Origin of the sequence: Croceicoccus esteveae, from assembly GCF_031846435.1 — a bacterium.
Classification (GTDB): Bacteria; Pseudomonadota; Alphaproteobacteria; order Sphingomonadales; family Sphingomonadaceae; genus Croceicoccus; species Croceicoccus esteveae.
Genome location: NZ_JAVRHS010000006.1, coordinates 24,125 through 37,582, shown reverse-complemented (window position 1 = coordinate 37,582; position 13,458 = coordinate 24,125). Strand labels below are relative to the sequence as shown.

Genomic DNA, 13,458 nt, shown 5'->3' with positions numbered 1-13,458 from the left:
TCCAGTGAAACTTAACGGAGAGAAATGATGGCTTCCACCCCGATGCGAGAGATCCCGGAACACGTTCCCGCCGACAAGGTGGTGACGCTCGATTTCTTCAAGCGAGAGAACGTTGACGTCTGCCCGCAGGAAACAATGCTGCCGGAGATTCATCGCTCGCTTCCGCCACTCACCTGGTGCACCAACATTTTTCCTGGCGATCAGGGTGGTTGGCTGCTGACGAAGGTCGAGGACATGCACAAGGTGCTGCGTGATCCGGACGATTACACGAAAAACGGGATGGGCAAGTTTGCCCAGTCGATCGGTGAGGATTGGCTGGTCATTCCGACTGAAACCGATCCACCTGAACATGGTGAGTATCGCAAGGCGCTGAACCCGTTCTTTGCGCCCCAGAAAATCGCCAAAATGCGCGACGAACTGCACGAACGGGCGATCCGCCTGATCGACGAATTCAAGGATCAGGGCCATTGCGAATTCGTGGACGATTTTTCCGCAAAATTCCCGATCTTCATCGTGCTCGATCTGCTGGGCCTGCCGCAGGAACGGATGCCTGAATTCCTGGAATGGGAGAAAGGCATCTTCCACACCAATGATTATGAACTGCGCACCCGATCCGTGCGCAAGGTGGTGGATTACCTCAATGAAGTGATCGCCGATCGTCGGGCCAATCCCGGCGATGACTATATCAGCGGGATTTTCGAATACGAAATCAACGGCCGCAAGTGGAATGACAAAGAGGTGTTCGGCCACTGCTTCAACCTGTTCATCGGCGGCCTCGACACCGTTACATCGCTGATGGGCAACATTTTCGCCTATCTGGCGAGAAACCCCGACAAGCAACAGGAACTGCGCGATGATCCTAAGAAGATCGTTCTGGCAGTGGAGGAGTTCCTGCGGTTCTTTGCCCCGGTCAGCGTGTTTCGCATCGCGGCCAAGGAAATCGAGATTCACGGGCAGAAGATCATGCCCGGCGATTACGTGGGCATCTCAACCCCGATCGCAGGGCTCGATCCCGATTATTACGAGGAGCCGGGCGAAGTGCGGTTCGATCGCAAGGCCCCGCATATCTCGCTTGGCTTCGGTATTCACAAGTGCCTCGGCATGCACCTGGCGCGAATGGAATTGCAGACTGCGCTGGAGCACTGGCTGAAGCGCGTACCGCCGTTCCGCGTCGCCGAAGGGTTCGACATCAAATATCATGTCGGCAATATCACCCATGTGCCCAAGCTGGAACTGGCCTGGGACGTGTAAGGTAACAGTCGAGTGCACCGGCTGGTCCGCAGGGGTCAGGCCGGGTGCATATCGACATGGAAGCGGGACAGGCGAAGCGAGTTGATCTTCCATTTGCCATCCAAACGTCGATATTCCCCGTGGTATTGGCCATAGCCGGTGATCGAGGCGGTGCCTTCCAGTGGTGACTTGCCCGGTTGCCAGACGACCCTGTCCTGCATGGCCCATACAACGTGGGCGGCATCGGGGCTGCTGAATTCCACTTCAGGGGTATGGACCTGATGACTGGTGGCTGCATGATCCACGGCAAAGCGCACCTGCGCCACGATGGCGTCCACTCCGGTTACGGGATCGAGGCCGGCGTCTTCGCGAACATCCATGACCGCGTAGTCGGTAAACAAGCTGGCGAAGGTGTGCCATTCCTTGGGGTCCAGAAGCGGCAATAGCGTGCCTTCACCAGCTTGATTTCTTCGCATGCAACAAGGGTTGCCCATCGGTCTTGCGTGGGCTTCATGAATACCTCCAGACACGATGCAGCCTGCCGTGCGGTCAAGAGAACTGGCCTTCCTTTGGAAAGGTTTCCTGTTTGGCCCGGGCGTTGACGGTATGATAAATCCTATTCGGAGCGAGAGATGACTGAACCCGGTGCACAAGAGCTGTTCGACAGATTCGGAACCTATATCCTGCCTGGACGCGTGGATGATCCGCGTCGCGGGATCGAGGAAGCGCAAGAGGCTGAACGTATCGGTCTTGGCGCAGTCTGGATTTCCGAACGCTTCGCTTTGAAAGAGCCTGCCGTGCTGGCCGGAGCGGTAGCCGAAGCGACCAGCAAGATTCGCATCAACGGCACCTTCTATGCCACCATGCGCCATCCGCTTGTCACCGCCAGCATTGCGAACATGATGCAGGCGATGAGCGGCAATCGCTTCGGCATCATGTTCGCGCGCGCCGTGCCGGCCTATATGAAAATGATGGGCGCACCGGCGATCACGATGGAACGTCTGGCAGATTACATCTCGATCTTTCACCGACTCTGGGACGGGGAAACGGTGTCTTACGAGGGCAAGCTCGGGACGTTTCCCACCCTGAAGCTGACCGACATGCACGAGGGTCCGAAGCCGCCGGTCATCTTTACCGCCATCGGACCCAAGAGCCTTGCCTTCGCGGGAGAGCATTGCGACGGCGTGCTGCTGCACCCCTTCGTTTCCCCCACCGGTGTGGCAAACAGCGCCAAGATCGTTCGCGATGCGGCCGAAAAAGCAGGGCGCGACCCGATGTCGGTTCGTATCTATCACAATATCATCGTGGCGCCCGATCTACCGAAGGACGAGGAGGATGCCGTGGTGCGTGGCCGCGCCATCACGTATTTCGAATTGCCCGGATTCGGTGACCTGATCGTCGAGATCAACGAATGGGACAAGTCGGTGCTGGAGAAGGTTCGCGCCCATCCCAAGATCGCTTTGCTCGAAGGAAAGCCTGCCGATCAGGCCTATACACGACAGGAACTGGTTGATGTGGGGCAGCTGCTGCCGCAGAAATGGATCGACGAGGGTGCCGCCGTTGGCACCGCCGCAAGATGCGCGGATCAGCTGATGGATTATCTCGATGCAGGAGCGGACGAGATACTCCTGCATGGCGCCGCCCCCAAGGACATGGGGCCGCTCACCAGGGAACTGAAACGTGCCCTTGCCGCGAGGAGTGAATAATGACTCCGTCGCAAGTCCAGGATCGGCTGCGCGACTGGCTTGAAGCGAATGTGGATGGCTGGAGCGATGTCCGCATCCAGCCGCTCGAGGTCACGACCGGCTCCGGCTTTTCAGCGCAGATCTTCTTTGTCGATGTGGAATATAACGGCCCTGACGGACCGCGAGCAAAAACACTCGTGGTGCGCCGCCAGCCACAGGATCACGAGGTGGTTTTCGGCTCCAGCCTGAAGTTGCAGGGGCAGATGATCGCGGCGCTCGATGCGCTGGGTTCGGTTCCGGTGCCCGAATGGATCGGGATGGAACTCGATCCTTCCGTGCTGGAGATGCCCTTTATCGTGATGGGCCGGGTCGAAGGACACGCAGCAACGCAGAATCCCAACTATAACACGACAGGCTGGCTGTATGACATGGCGCCCGCCCAGCGCGGTGCCTCGTGGCGCAATGCTATCCATGCCTATGCCGGCATGGCCAGCATCGATTGGCAGAATGACGGCTTCGGCTTCATGGCTCGGCCCGACTGGGGCGCGCCGGGTCTGGATCAGTATCTTGGCTATATAGAGGCTTGGTATCTTGCCTGTCACAAGGATCGCGAGATGCCTTATGTCGACAAGGCGATGGCCTATATCCGAGAGCATCAGCCAGCCGACACTCCGGTCAATGTCCTGTGGGGAGACAGCACGCCGTCTAACGTCATGTTCGCCGAAGACGGCGGCGTGAACGCGTTGATCGATTGGGAACTGGCGGCGCTTGGTCCGTCCGAACTGGATCTCGCCTGGTGGCTCTACTTCGATGATCTGTTCAGCCGCCGCTTCGATGTCGAACGGCTGGATGGTCTGCCGACGCGCGACGAAACCGTGGCGATCTGGGAAGCTGCGACGGGCAGCAAGGCACAACACCTTGAATATTACGACATCGTGGTAGCCCTGCGCATGGCGCTGGTCGCGGTGGGCGCGTTCGACCGGCAGGTTGCCATCGGCAATATCCCCAACACGAACAAGTCGCTCAACTCCAATTTCATGACGTTCTACCTGGCGGAGCGACTTGGGATGGAACTGCCTGAGCTGGGAGCGGATTTCTACGCTTTCATGAGCAACATGACCCCTGTCGATCAGAAAGAGGACGGCTAGAGGAGCTGGCGAGAGGCCCGCAGGGTCTATCCGGGAGAGATCGGTGTTTACGCCAGCCGTAGCAGTACCGCCGCGCGATCCTGCGGTGGAAGAAGCAGCCATCGCCGCCTGGCTTGAGGCGGAGCTCGGTTGTCGCGAGGTATCCATTACCCGGAAGCACCGCTGGCGTCCCACCTATGAGGCCGAGGTCTTGCGCGGTGGGGAGCGGGTGCGCTATTTCCTGAAGGAAGAGCGGACATGGCCGCTGCCAGATCTAGCGCCTGAGCGATCGACCGCGGAGATCGCACGTCTGCCGGAGCATGCGCAAATGCAGGGTTGGCAGCGAAAACGTCCTTGGTTCTCTGCCGCAAATGCTGATGCAAATCGGACGTTACAGCCAGTGGTGCGATGAAGCCTATCGTGATGACATTGCCCGAGCTGACGGGTAAATCCCGTGCCGGGCCGGCCGATGCGGATGCTCTCTTGGAAACCTATATCAACGAGGCCGGACCGGACAGCGATGCTGAGATTGTGCGCGTGTTGCATCGCAAGCTGCTGGGCGACTGCCTGATTATCGCAGGCCCGGATGCTTCCGAAGATCATATAGTCCCGGCGCGGATTGAGCCAGTTCTGCATCTTGCCGGTAGTCGCGCACAAGACTAGCAAAACGGTGGAGGGGAAAGCGCATTGGCACAGACGCCGCGTGAAATAATGGACGAGGGCAAGCTGGGTAATTGGCAGATTGCCGCGCTCTGCATGACGATTGTGCTCAATGCCCTCGACGGTTTCGATGTCATGTCGATTAGCTTTGCAGCCCCTGGTATCGCCGAAGAATGGCAGGTTCCGCAGGACGTTCTCGGCTGGGTGCTGGCGATGGAGCTTATCGGCATGGCTGTCGGATCAATCCTTCTAGGTGGTTTGGCCGACAGGTTCGGGCGCCGCCCCACGATCCTCAGCTGCCTGACAGTCATGAGCGCGGGGATGTTGATGGTTCCGCTTTCATCGGGCGTCGGCGAGCTATCCTTCTGGCGGCTTCTTACCGGGCTGGGTATCGGCGGTATGCTTGCCGCCCTCAACGCCACCGTCGCGGAATTCTCCAACGCCCGTTATCGCAGTCTCGTGCTGCCGCTGATGGTTACGGGATATCCACTCGGAGCATTCCTGGGCGGGTTGATGGCGAGCAATGTGCTTGAGGCGGGTAACTGGCGCGGCGTCTTCTACCTTGGAGCAGGCTTCACGATTGCCGCTATTCCCCTGTCCTTCTGGCTGATACCCGAAACACCTGACTGGCTAGCCGATCGCCGCCCCAGAAACGCGTTACAACGGATAAACCGCACTCTCACCCGTTTCGGCCTGCCGGCGGCAGAGGTGCTGCCAGAAACGGTAAGGCAGCAAAGCAAGGTCTCGCTGGCCGATATATTCAAGCCGCCGCTGTTGTCGCGCACGGTGCTGCTGACGTTCGCCTACCTTACCCACGTTACGGCGTATTACTACTTCGTGAAATGGATGCCCAAGCTGGTGGTGGACATGGGGTTTGACGCCAGCGCAGGTGGCGAGGTACTGACAAAGGCCATGCTCGGCGGCGCTATCGGTGGCGGCACGCTGGGACTGTTGGCGCTCAGGATCGGGATCAAGAAAGCGACCGTAATCGCCCTTGCCGGGGCTTTCGTGATGCTAAATGTGTTCGGGAGCGCTCCCGAAGATGTCGCCTTGCTGGGCTGGATTGCAGGTGCCACGGCATTTTTCTCCAATGCGGCAGCGGTAGGTTTCTATGCACTTCTGGCCATGGCATTCCCGCCACACGTGCGAGCCACCGGCACCGGTTTTGGTATCGGCTTTGGCCGCGCGGGGGCAGCAATGGGACCGGCGCTGGCCGGTATTCTCTTCGCGCGTGGTCTTGATGTCGGGGTAGTGTCGCTGATCATTTCCATCGGTTCCGCCATCGCGATCGGTGCTGTCCTGCTCGTCAAGCTGGCGGCTACCAGCGACACCCGGCCCGCGTGATGGGCATCTTCACGCACAATTGTGTGGGTACCAATGATGTCGAAGGGGCGGAGCGCTTCTATGATGCCTGCCTTGCGCCGCTGCGGATTCGCCGGCTCGGGAATTTCCTCGATCAGGGGCTGGCCTATGGCAACAGGGCGGCAGAATTTCTCGTCCTGCGCCCGGTCGACGGCGAACCCGCTGCACCCGGCAACGGCCTGACCATCGGCTTCAAGGCGCAAGACCGGGCTGCGGTAGCAGCGTTCCACACGGCAGGACTGGCAGCAGGCGGCAAGGATGCGGGAGCTCCGGGGCCAAGGGGAGCCGTGCCGAATGCATTCGGGGCTTACCTGCTCGATCCGGATGGCAACAAAATCTGTGCCTATTGCTTCAAGGCGCCGGAGGAGTGATCCGGGCGAATCCGTTGTCGATCACGCACTGTTCTGTTCCATTGCGATAGGCGCGAAAATACAGCGTTTCGCCATCCTGCCAGATATGGGTTTGAATGCTGTCGCCCGGAAACACCGGCGCGGTGAAGCGCACATTCATTTCACGCAGAGCCGACGCTACGCCTCCACAGGCGGCGTGAACCAGCGCCCTGCCGACGATACCCATCGTGCCGAGCCCGTGCATCAGCGGCCGGTCAAAACCGGCAGATGCGGCAACGGCGGGATCGATATGCAAGGGGTTTCTGTCACCGGAGAGCCGGTAGATCGCCGCCTGTGCCGCATTGGTGGGCAGCACGACGGCGTAGTCCGGATCACGCTGCGGAATCTGCGCTCGCGGCTCTGTCGGCAAGGTTCGCTCTCCGCCAAAACCACCAGCCCCCTGGATAAACCAGGTCTCCGAAGTCTCTGCCACCAGCGTACCGCTGAGTGTGTGGATTTCCTTCTTCGCGCGGATCAGGGCGGGCTTGCCGGGGCCCTTGTCGGCAAGGTCCGTAACCGTGGTATTCCCCACGAGAATACCGGCCGTTTCCAGCGGTGCATGAATTTTCAGCCGCTGTTCGCCATGCAGGATGGCCATCCAGTCCAACCCACTTTCGGGCGCCATTGCCCAGAAACCCGGAGTGCCCAGCACCAGCGCCATCGTAGGCAGGACCTGAAGGTCTTGCTCGTAGACGAAGCGTGTCTCGTCGATCTCACAGCTGAGCCCGGCACCGACGCCGATTGCATACAGGATGACGTCCTTCGGATCGTACTCATCGTGTGTCTCGGGTATTTTATAGGCGAGCAGTTTTTCGACATCGAGCGGCGTGGTCATCAAAGAAGAGCCTTCTTAAGAGCATTGAGGCTATCGCGGCGTGATCGCAGCGTGACTTGTGCCTGCGTCGCCATCTGGAAGCCGTGGAAGCAGCCGGGATAGACGATCAGTTCGGTCGGCACGCCCGCGCCCAAAAGCTTTCCACAATATTTGACGCGTTCATCCACAAACAGATCCAGCGCGCCCACCGCGACGAAGGGGTGGGCGGCAGATCGGCAACCGAGGTTGCCCTCAAGGCAGAGGCATAGGGTGATGAATTGCCGCCGACGAGGTAGGCAGACCGGCAATATGCGCTGGCCTCGCGGGTCCAGACGAATTCGCCGGTAAACGGGTTCGCCTCCTCGCCTTCGGGGATGCTGTCATCGAGCCGCGGTGCCTCCAGAAGCTGGAACGCGACAGGGATCCTGCCTTCATCCCGTGCCAACAAGGCAAGGCTTGCCGCCATCGCTCCGCCGGCGCTTTGCCCCGCAAGTGCTATCCGGCCGGGGTCTATCCCCAGGTCATCAGCCTCTGCATGCAGCCAGCGCAGGACATCAGGGCGTCCTCCATCGCGCCGGGAAAGGGCGTTTCGGGAGCCAACCTGTAATCGACCGAAAGCACGAGGCAGTTCAACTCGGCTGCCCATTGCATCAGTTCGGCCTGATTCATTTCGGGCTTGCCCATCACATGTCCGCCACCGTGGAAATGGAGGATTGCTGGCGCGCCCGACGCCATCTGCTGTGCCCTTCCTCGCGCGACGGCACCGCAATTTCGCGGGTCTCAATCGGCAGGTCTGGCAATTCCTGTTCGTTCAAGACACCAGAAAACATCTCGCGCATCATGGGCAGTCTCTTGTCCGACAGTTCCATGGGCGGAAAGCTGTCAACCAGGTCCAGCAGTTCCGAATCGACGAGATGGCGAGTGGTCATGGCAGTTCCCTAGTTTCTGTTTGCCCCTGGGCCGGTCAGCTGGCCTAAGCGAGTGGAGGATGACGGTGATGCCAGGGCATCAACTCGGAGAACGTCTGCGCGGCGCTGAATACGCGTGCATCTTCCAAACGCTGACCGATAATCTGCAGGCCGACGGGCATACCATCATTGAACCCGCAGGGAACCGATGCCGCTGGCAGGCCGAATAAATTGGCAATATAGGTATAGTTCGTGCTAATATGGTCGATGGAATACTGGTCGGTGTAGGGTTGGTCCCAATAACCGCCGGGGATCTACGGGGCGAGCTGGCCCACGGTAGGCGTGCAGAGCAGGTCGAAATCTCCGAAAATTCCGTCGATCCACCTGACCAGCTGCGCCCGCAGCTCGAAAAATTCCTTGTAATCATCCGCTGAAAAAAGCGTGCCGCCCATCGCTTCTATCTGGCGCAGTATGCCGGCGACCGGAGGGATGAGCAGTCCTCGCTGTTCTAGGTGTTGGCCAGCAAGCGGCCCATGCGGCGATAGGAATACTCGTTCATTCCGATGAATACCCGCCACGCCTGCGCGTCGGGCAGGTGATCGCGGCAGAATCGACGCTGGCACCAGCCGAACTCAGCAGCGATGCGGCCTGGTGGGCGCGGTCGATCACGCGGCTAGCGGTATGCGGAATCGCGCCCCATTCGGGCGACCATGCAATGCGCACCCCGTCGATACCGTGGTCGAGTGCGCTGACAAGATCCGGCGAAGGCGCGGCAATCGCGCTCGGGTCGCGCCCGCCGATTACCTGTATGATGAGCGCCGCGTCGCGAGCATCTCGGGCGATTGGACCGGCAGACGCCATGTGCACGCTGACAGGTGTGCGGGAAGGAATGCGCCCTGCGCTCGGTTGGGAACCGAAAACTCTGTTTAGTGCGGCGGGAATCCGTGTCGAGCCGCCACCATCGCTGCCGATGGCGAAGGAACTCATCCTTGAAGCTGGCAGATCGGCCGATGCGCACCGTCACGCGGGCCAACACAACCGATTCAATATCGCCTACCTCGTTACCGGTAAAAAGGTTCTCATCGTATCCGTCGCGCTCTGTATAACGACCGGCGACGCGAACCGACAGTTCGACGCCAGCGAGCGGCACGATGGCCGCCGCTTCCACGAGGCGATGATCGTAATTGCCGATTTCGCCCTTCACGTAGCCGGAGAATTCTCCATCGGACTGTGGTGAACGAAACCACGCCGCCAGTCGTGTTGCGACCGAACAGCGTGCCCTGCGTACCGCGGGCAACCTGGATGCTTTCAACGTTGAGGAAGCCCAGGTTACTGGCGATGGGGCGTGCGAGATAGACGCCGTCGAGATAGATGCCGACAGCGGGGTCTGACACCCGAGTTCGGGCTGTTCTATGCGTTACCCCGAAGCGCATAGGTAACAATCGCCGTGGGGCCGGTACCGGTGCCACGCGAAATCAGGCCGGGCGCGATACGCTGAACGTCGATTGCCGCTTCAAGCTGGAGTTCGGCAATACCCTCGGCACCAACTGCCGAATTGGCGACAGGGATGGACTGAAGATCCTCTTCCGCGCGACGTGCTGTCACGATGATGATCCCTTCCTAAATCACGGACCCTATCCTGGGCCCCAGTTTGTATCGCGACGATCCCCGGTCACGTGTTCATCATTTATCGGTTCGTACTCTGAGTTCCTATCGAAGGGTAGGGGGGTGGATAGGCTATTAATTTAGTGGGTCGACCTGTAGTAATTAGCGCACGGCACATTCTGGACGCCTGATCTGATGCAGATGTCTAATTTGCCGACCATCGACAAGGAATAACAATGCCCAACGGCCCGCTTGCTGGAATCCGTATTGTGGAGATGGACGCGATAGGACCGGTCCCGCTTTGCGGCATGATACTTTCCGGCCTTGGCGCCGACATTGTTCGCGTGACACGTCCCGGGGGGCATTCGGCTTGGGGTGATATCGGCGATGCCGTGGTCTTGCGGGGGCGCACACAGGTGCAACTGGACCTGAAGTCCGACACCGGCAGGCAAGCCCTTCTGGATCTGGTGGCCCATGCGGATGGACTTGTCGAAGGCGCTCGTCCCGGAGTGATGGAAAGATTGGGTCTGGGACCGGACGAATGTCTCGCGCGCAACCCGCGCCTCGTTTTCGGTAGGATGACGGGCTGGGGGCAGGAAGGCAGCCTGAGTAAGGCTGCGGGTCACGATATCAATTACATTGCCATGACCGGGGCGCTGCATGCCATCGGCAAGCGAAATGAGCCGCCGACCGTACCGTTGAACCTGGTAGGCGATTATGCCGGCGGAACGATGTTCCTAGCGCTGGGCATGGTATCGGCCATTCTTTCCGCCCGTGCGACGGGGGAGGGGCAGATCGTCGATGCAGCGATGGTTGACGGGGTCGCCAACCTGCTGGGGTTGTATCACGCCTTCGTCGCCAACAGTCTCTGGCAGGATGAACGGGAATCCAACCTGTTCGATGGCGCTGCACCGTTTTATCGCTGCTATCTTTGCAGTTGCGGCGGCTCGGTTGCGGTCGGCGCGCTGGAACCGCAATTCTTCGCGGCTCTGCTGGAAGGGCTCGAAGTGCCGCACGACCGGTTCGAGCAGAATGACCGTGGTCAATGGCCTGCCATGCAAGCGGATTTCGAACGCATCTTCGCCTCGGCCTCGCGCAACGAGTGGGAGGAGCGGTTCGCCGGAACCGACGCTTGCGTTTCGCCCGTCCTTTCGTTGTCGGAAGCGACCGGCCATGCTGTCAATATAGAGCGCGGCGTCTTTCAAGAGCATAATGGCGTGATGCAGGCATCGCCCGCGCCACGCTTTTCGCGAACGCCCGGCAAGATCGATAAAGGCAAGGACGCGACGGTGGAAGACATCGTGCAGGAGTGGTCTAGAGGCGGATGATCCGCTTGCCGCTGTTTTCACCGCGGTACAGGCCTGCGATGGCGTCGGGACACGCTTCCAGCCCCTCCAGCACGTCCTCGCTGTAGTCCAGCTTTCCCTCGCGTATCCACTCCGCGAGTATTGCGATCGCTTCTTCCCATCTGTTCATATGGTCGAAGACGACAAATCCCTGCATGCGCGCCTTCTTCACCAGCAGGTGGCGTTCCACCCTTGGCCCAGTCGGCCAGGGGTTCCAGCGGTCGATGGCCGCTGTGCCGCAGACAACCACGCGCGCTCCGGTTGCCAACTGCGGCAGCACCGCATCGCTGACGGCCCCGGAGGTATTGTCGAAATAGACATCCACGCCGTCTGGACACTCCCTTGCAATCGCCTCGTCCAGTTTGCCGGCCTTGTAGTCAATGGCCGCATCGTATCCGAACCTGCCCATGCAATCGCGGACCTTCGTCGAACCACCTGCGATGCCGACAGTCCGGCAACCCAGCAAGCGTCCGATTTGCCCGACCGCCGAACCGACCGAGCCTGCCGCCGTCGATACCAGCAGAGTTTCACCCGCTTTCGGTTCGCCAATCATAGTCAGCGCGAGCAGCGCGGTAACGCCATTGATGCCCAGGACACCAAGGGCCAACGAAGGCGAAAGGTCCGTTTGTACGACGCGGCGCACGACTGCGTCTGCTGTGACCGTCGCGATTTCCTGCCAGCCGAACCAGCCCAGCACCCTATCCCCTTCCGACCAGTCCCTGCTGCGACTTTCGACCACCTCGCCAACTGCAAGCGATCGCATGACCCTGCCTATCGGTACCGGGTCGGCGTAGTTTCCGGCATCGGCGATCCAGCCGCGCATGGCGGGATCGACCGAGAGAAAGCGATTTCTGATTCGCACCTCGCCCTCGCGCAGGGGTTCGAGCGCAAGCTCGTCTATCGCAAAGTTTTCGGCCTGCGCGATGCCGGCTGGCCGCGATGTCAGGATCACCCTGCGGTTCATGCCGCTTCGTCGCACTGTCATTCATAGGCGAAAGACATCCTTTTTCTTCCGCAAGTCCTATCGCAGGGTAGGTGATGACAGCGGCTGTCGCGAAAATGGTAATGACCAAACGGATGAACACCGGTTCGGCCGCAACCGACTTTGGGAGAATCGCTCCAATGCGTGAAGTATTTATCTACGACCATGTCCGCACCCCGCGCGGTCGCGGGCGGGCGGATGGCTCGCTGCATGAGATCACCGCGATCGAACTGACCACCCAGCTGCTGGAGGCGATCCGCGATCGCAACGACCTCGACACGGCGTTGCTCGATGACGTGGTGATCGGCTGCGCACAGCCCGTGGGCGAGCAGGGCGGCGTGCTGGCGCGCGGTGCGGTTGTCAATGCCAAGTACGACCACTCGGTGGCGGCGCAGCAGCTGCACCGGTTCTGTGCTTCGGGCCTTGAAGCGGTCAACAATGTCGCCGCGCAGATCGGCAGCGGTATGGCCAGCGCCGGTATCGGGGGCGGCGTGGAAAGCATGAGCCGTGTGGTCATGGGTTATGACAGCGGCGCGTGGGTGGCCGATCCTGCCGTGGCCGTCGAGAACTACTATGCTCCGCAGGGCTTGGGCGCAGACATGATCGCCACCCTCGAAGGATATACCCGCGAAGACGTCGATGCCTATGCCGTGGAAAGCCAGAAGCGCGCTGCCAAATCCTGGGACGAAGGCAACTTTGCGCGGTCGATCGTGCCGGTGAAGGACGTGATGGGCGAGGTCATTCTCGATCATGACGAATACCGCCGGCCCGGTACGACGATGGAATCGCTCGCGGGACTGAAGGCAGCCTTCCCCGGATTTGCGAAGATGGGGTTCGGCCGCGTGGCCAAGGAGCGCTATCCCGAGATTGAAGAGCTGGCCCACGTTCACACGGGCGGCAATTCCAGCGGCATTGTCGATGGTTCGGGCATCGTGATGCTGGGCGATGCCCAGTTCGGCAAGGCTGCGGGATTGAAGCCGCGCGCTCGGATCAAGGGCTGGGCCTCGATCGGATCCGACCCGACGATCATGCTCACCGCGCCGGTCGACGTAGCGCGTAAGGCGCTGAAGCACACCGGTATGTCGAAGGACGATATCGACCTGTATGAACTGAACGAAGCCTTTGCCAGCGTCGTACTGCGATTTATGGATCACATGGAAGTGGACCATGCCAAGACCAATGTCGCGGGTGGGGCGATCGCGCTGGGCCACCCGCTGGGCGCCACCGGAGCCATGATCCTCGGTACCGTGCTGGACGAGTTAGAACGCCGCGATCTGAACACCGCCATGACCTTTCTGTGCGCCGGTAACGGCCTCGGCACCGCCACCATCATCGAACGGGTCTGACCCG

The 13,458-nt window shown here is 60.4% G+C and carries 18 protein-coding genes and 2 pseudogenes; 9 read left to right on the top strand and 11 right to left on the bottom strand.

Annotation, left to right across the window (positions count from 1 at the left end; genetic code table 11):
* The first annotated feature begins 24 nt into the window (after positions 1 to 24).
* On the top strand, positions 25 to 1,251 hold the full coding sequence (locus tag RM533_RS08740) for a cytochrome P450 (RefSeq protein WP_311340850.1): 1,227 nt from the start codon (positions 25 to 27) through the stop codon (positions 1,249 to 1,251).
* Positions 1,252 to 1,286: 35 nt separating this feature from the next.
* Here RM533_RS08740 and RM533_RS08735 read toward each other — a convergent pair whose 3' ends face one another.
* Positions 1,287 to 1,673: a nuclear transport factor 2 family protein gene (locus RM533_RS08735; protein ID WP_311340849.1), complete on the bottom strand. Its 387-nt coding sequence runs from the start codon at positions 1,671 to 1,673 to the stop codon at positions 1,287 to 1,289.
* Between the two features lie 189 nt (positions 1,674 to 1,862).
* Here RM533_RS08735 and RM533_RS08730 point away from each other — a divergent pair, with 189 nt between their 5' ends.
* The 5 genes from RM533_RS08730 to RM533_RS08710 all read left to right on the top strand — a co-directional run bounded on the left by RM533_RS08730 (position 1,863) and on the right by RM533_RS08710 (position 6,435).
* Positions 1,863 to 2,936, top strand: coding sequence for a TIGR03857 family LLM class F420-dependent oxidoreductase (locus RM533_RS08730; RefSeq protein ID WP_311340848.1), 1,074 nt, complete (start codon positions 1,863 to 1,865; stop codon positions 2,934 to 2,936).
* Complete coding sequence (locus tag RM533_RS08725; RefSeq protein WP_311340847.1) at positions 2,936 to 4,063, top strand: phosphotransferase family protein; 1,128 nt, start codon at positions 2,936 to 2,938, stop codon at positions 4,061 to 4,063. The genes RM533_RS08730 and RM533_RS08725 overlap by 1 nt, the downstream gene beginning before the upstream one ends.
* A 387-nt stretch (positions 4,064 to 4,450) precedes the next feature.
* Positions 4,451 to 4,705, top strand: coding sequence for a hypothetical protein (locus RM533_RS08720; protein WP_311340846.1), 255 nt, complete (start codon positions 4,451 to 4,453; stop codon positions 4,703 to 4,705).
* 24 nt (positions 4,706 to 4,729) lie between these two features.
* Positions 4,730 to 6,046: an MFS transporter gene (locus tag RM533_RS08715; RefSeq protein WP_311340845.1), complete on the top strand. Its 1,317-nt coding sequence runs from the start codon at positions 4,730 to 4,732 to the stop codon at positions 6,044 to 6,046.
* Complete coding sequence (locus RM533_RS08710) at positions 6,046 to 6,435, top strand: VOC family protein (RefSeq protein WP_311340844.1); 390 nt, start codon at positions 6,046 to 6,048, stop codon at positions 6,433 to 6,435. Before RM533_RS08715 ends, RM533_RS08710 begins: the two co-directional genes overlap by 1 nt.
* Here the strand turns inward: RM533_RS08710 and RM533_RS08705 are convergent.
* The 7 genes and pseudogenes from RM533_RS08705 to RM533_RS08675 all read right to left on the bottom strand — a co-directional run bounded on the left by RM533_RS08705 (position 6,416) and on the right by RM533_RS08675 (position 9,117).
* Entirely contained in the window at positions 6,416 to 7,288 is an 873-nt protein-coding gene (locus tag RM533_RS08705; RefSeq protein ID WP_311340843.1) for a MaoC/PaaZ C-terminal domain-containing protein, read from the bottom strand. The two genes, RM533_RS08710 and RM533_RS08705, sit on opposite strands and share 20 nt — an antisense overlap.
* Positions 7,288 to 7,575, bottom strand: coding sequence for an alpha/beta hydrolase (locus RM533_RS08700; protein ID WP_311340842.1), 288 nt, complete (start codon positions 7,573 to 7,575; stop codon positions 7,288 to 7,290). Before RM533_RS08700 ends, RM533_RS08705 begins: the two co-directional genes overlap by 1 nt.
* Positions 7,560 to 7,951: pseudogene (locus RM533_RS13685) on the bottom strand (alpha/beta hydrolase fold domain-containing protein); the annotation flags it as partial. The gene RM533_RS08700 and the pseudogene RM533_RS13685, both read right to left, overlap by 16 nt.
* Positions 7,951 to 8,196, bottom strand: a complete 246-nt coding sequence (locus RM533_RS08690) for a hypothetical protein (RefSeq protein ID WP_311340840.1) — start codon at positions 8,194 to 8,196, stop codon at positions 7,951 to 7,953. The gene RM533_RS08690 and the pseudogene RM533_RS13685, both read right to left, overlap by 1 nt.
* Positions 8,197 to 8,240: 44 nt before the next feature.
* Positions 8,241 to 8,396: a hypothetical protein gene (locus RM533_RS13680; RefSeq protein ID WP_432265053.1), complete on the bottom strand. Its 156-nt coding sequence runs from the start codon at positions 8,394 to 8,396 to the stop codon at positions 8,241 to 8,243.
* A gap of 93 nt (positions 8,397 to 8,489) precedes the next feature.
* Complete coding sequence (locus tag RM533_RS08680; protein WP_311340838.1) at positions 8,490 to 8,627, bottom strand: hypothetical protein; 138 nt, start codon at positions 8,625 to 8,627, stop codon at positions 8,490 to 8,492.
* A 103-nt stretch (positions 8,628 to 8,730) separates the two neighbouring features.
* Positions 8,731 to 9,117: an amidase family protein gene (locus tag RM533_RS08675; RefSeq protein ID WP_311340948.1), complete on the bottom strand. Its 387-nt coding sequence runs from the start codon at positions 9,115 to 9,117 to the stop codon at positions 8,731 to 8,733.
* Here RM533_RS08675 and RM533_RS08670 point away from each other — a divergent pair.
* Positions 9,035 to 9,412, top strand: coding sequence for a hypothetical protein (locus tag RM533_RS08670; RefSeq protein WP_311340950.1), 378 nt, complete (start codon positions 9,035 to 9,037; stop codon positions 9,410 to 9,412). The two genes, RM533_RS08675 and RM533_RS08670, sit on opposite strands and share 83 nt — an antisense overlap.
* Before the next feature lie 19 nt (positions 9,413 to 9,431).
* Here the strand turns inward: RM533_RS08670 and RM533_RS13675 are convergent.
* Together RM533_RS13675 and RM533_RS08665 are read right to left on the bottom strand one after the other, a co-directional pair.
* Positions 9,432 to 9,608: pseudogene (locus RM533_RS13675) on the bottom strand (hypothetical protein); the annotation flags it as partial.
* Positions 9,586 to 9,780: a hypothetical protein gene (locus RM533_RS08665; protein ID WP_311340837.1), complete on the bottom strand. Its 195-nt coding sequence runs from the start codon at positions 9,778 to 9,780 to the stop codon at positions 9,586 to 9,588. The gene RM533_RS08665 and the pseudogene RM533_RS13675, both read right to left, overlap by 23 nt.
* A gap of 236 nt (positions 9,781 to 10,016) precedes the next feature.
* On the opposite strand from RM533_RS08665, the gene RM533_RS08660 reads away from it, so the two are divergent.
* Complete coding sequence (locus RM533_RS08660) at positions 10,017 to 11,108, top strand: CaiB/BaiF CoA transferase family protein (RefSeq protein WP_311340836.1); 1,092 nt, start codon at positions 10,017 to 10,019, stop codon at positions 11,106 to 11,108.
* On the opposite strand, the gene RM533_RS08655 is transcribed toward RM533_RS08660, so the two are convergent.
* Positions 11,095 to 12,111: an NADP-dependent oxidoreductase gene (locus RM533_RS08655; RefSeq protein ID WP_311340835.1), complete on the bottom strand. Its 1,017-nt coding sequence runs from the start codon at positions 12,109 to 12,111 to the stop codon at positions 11,095 to 11,097. The two genes, RM533_RS08660 and RM533_RS08655, sit on opposite strands and share 14 nt — an antisense overlap.
* A 137-nt stretch (positions 12,112 to 12,248) precedes the next feature.
* Between RM533_RS08655 and RM533_RS08650 the strand changes: the two genes are divergently transcribed.
* Positions 12,249 to 13,454 carry an acetyl-CoA C-acetyltransferase gene (locus RM533_RS08650; protein WP_311340947.1) on the top strand — a complete coding sequence of 402 codons (1,206 nt, stop codon included), beginning with the start codon at positions 12,249 to 12,251 and terminating at the stop codon, positions 13,452 to 13,454.
* Positions 13,455 to 13,458: the final 4 nt, after the last annotated feature.

Bases quoted from the DNA above. Each gene is read 5' to 3' on its own strand.
- RM533_RS08670 (WP_311340950.1), top strand. From the start codon at position 9,035: ATGTGCACGCTGACAGGTGTGCGGGAAGGAATGCGCCCTGCGCTCGGT.
- RM533_RS08655 (WP_311340835.1), bottom strand. From the start codon at position 12,111: ATGACAGTGCGACGAAGCGGCATGAACCGCAGGGTGATCCTGACATCG.
- RM533_RS08650 (WP_311340947.1), top strand. From the start codon at position 12,249: ATGCGTGAAGTATTTATCTACGACCATGTCCGCACCCCGCGCGGTCGC.
- RM533_RS08710 (WP_311340844.1), top strand. From the start codon at position 6,046: ATGGGCATCTTCACGCACAATTGTGTGGGTACCAATGATGTCGAAGGG.
- RM533_RS08740 (WP_311340850.1), top strand. From the start codon at position 25: ATGATGGCTTCCACCCCGATGCGAGAGATCCCGGAACACGTTCCCGCC.
- RM533_RS08660 (WP_311340836.1), top strand. From the start codon at position 10,017: ATGCCCAACGGCCCGCTTGCTGGAATCCGTATTGTGGAGATGGACGCG.
- RM533_RS08690 (WP_311340840.1), bottom strand. From the start codon at position 8,196: ATGACCACTCGCCATCTCGTCGATTCGGAACTGCTGGACCTGGTTGAC.
- RM533_RS08725 (WP_311340847.1), top strand. From the start codon at position 2,936: ATGACTCCGTCGCAAGTCCAGGATCGGCTGCGCGACTGGCTTGAAGCG.
- RM533_RS08680 (WP_311340838.1), bottom strand. From the start codon at position 8,627: ATGGGCGGCACGCTTTTTTCAGCGGATGATTACAAGGAATTTTTCGAG.
- RM533_RS08705 (WP_311340843.1), bottom strand. From the start codon at position 7,288: ATGACCACGCCGCTCGATGTCGAAAAACTGCTCGCCTATAAAATACCC.
- RM533_RS08730 (WP_311340848.1), top strand. From the start codon at position 1,863: ATGACTGAACCCGGTGCACAAGAGCTGTTCGACAGATTCGGAACCTAT.
- RM533_RS08720 (WP_311340846.1), top strand. From the start codon at position 4,451: ATGAAGCCTATCGTGATGACATTGCCCGAGCTGACGGGTAAATCCCGT.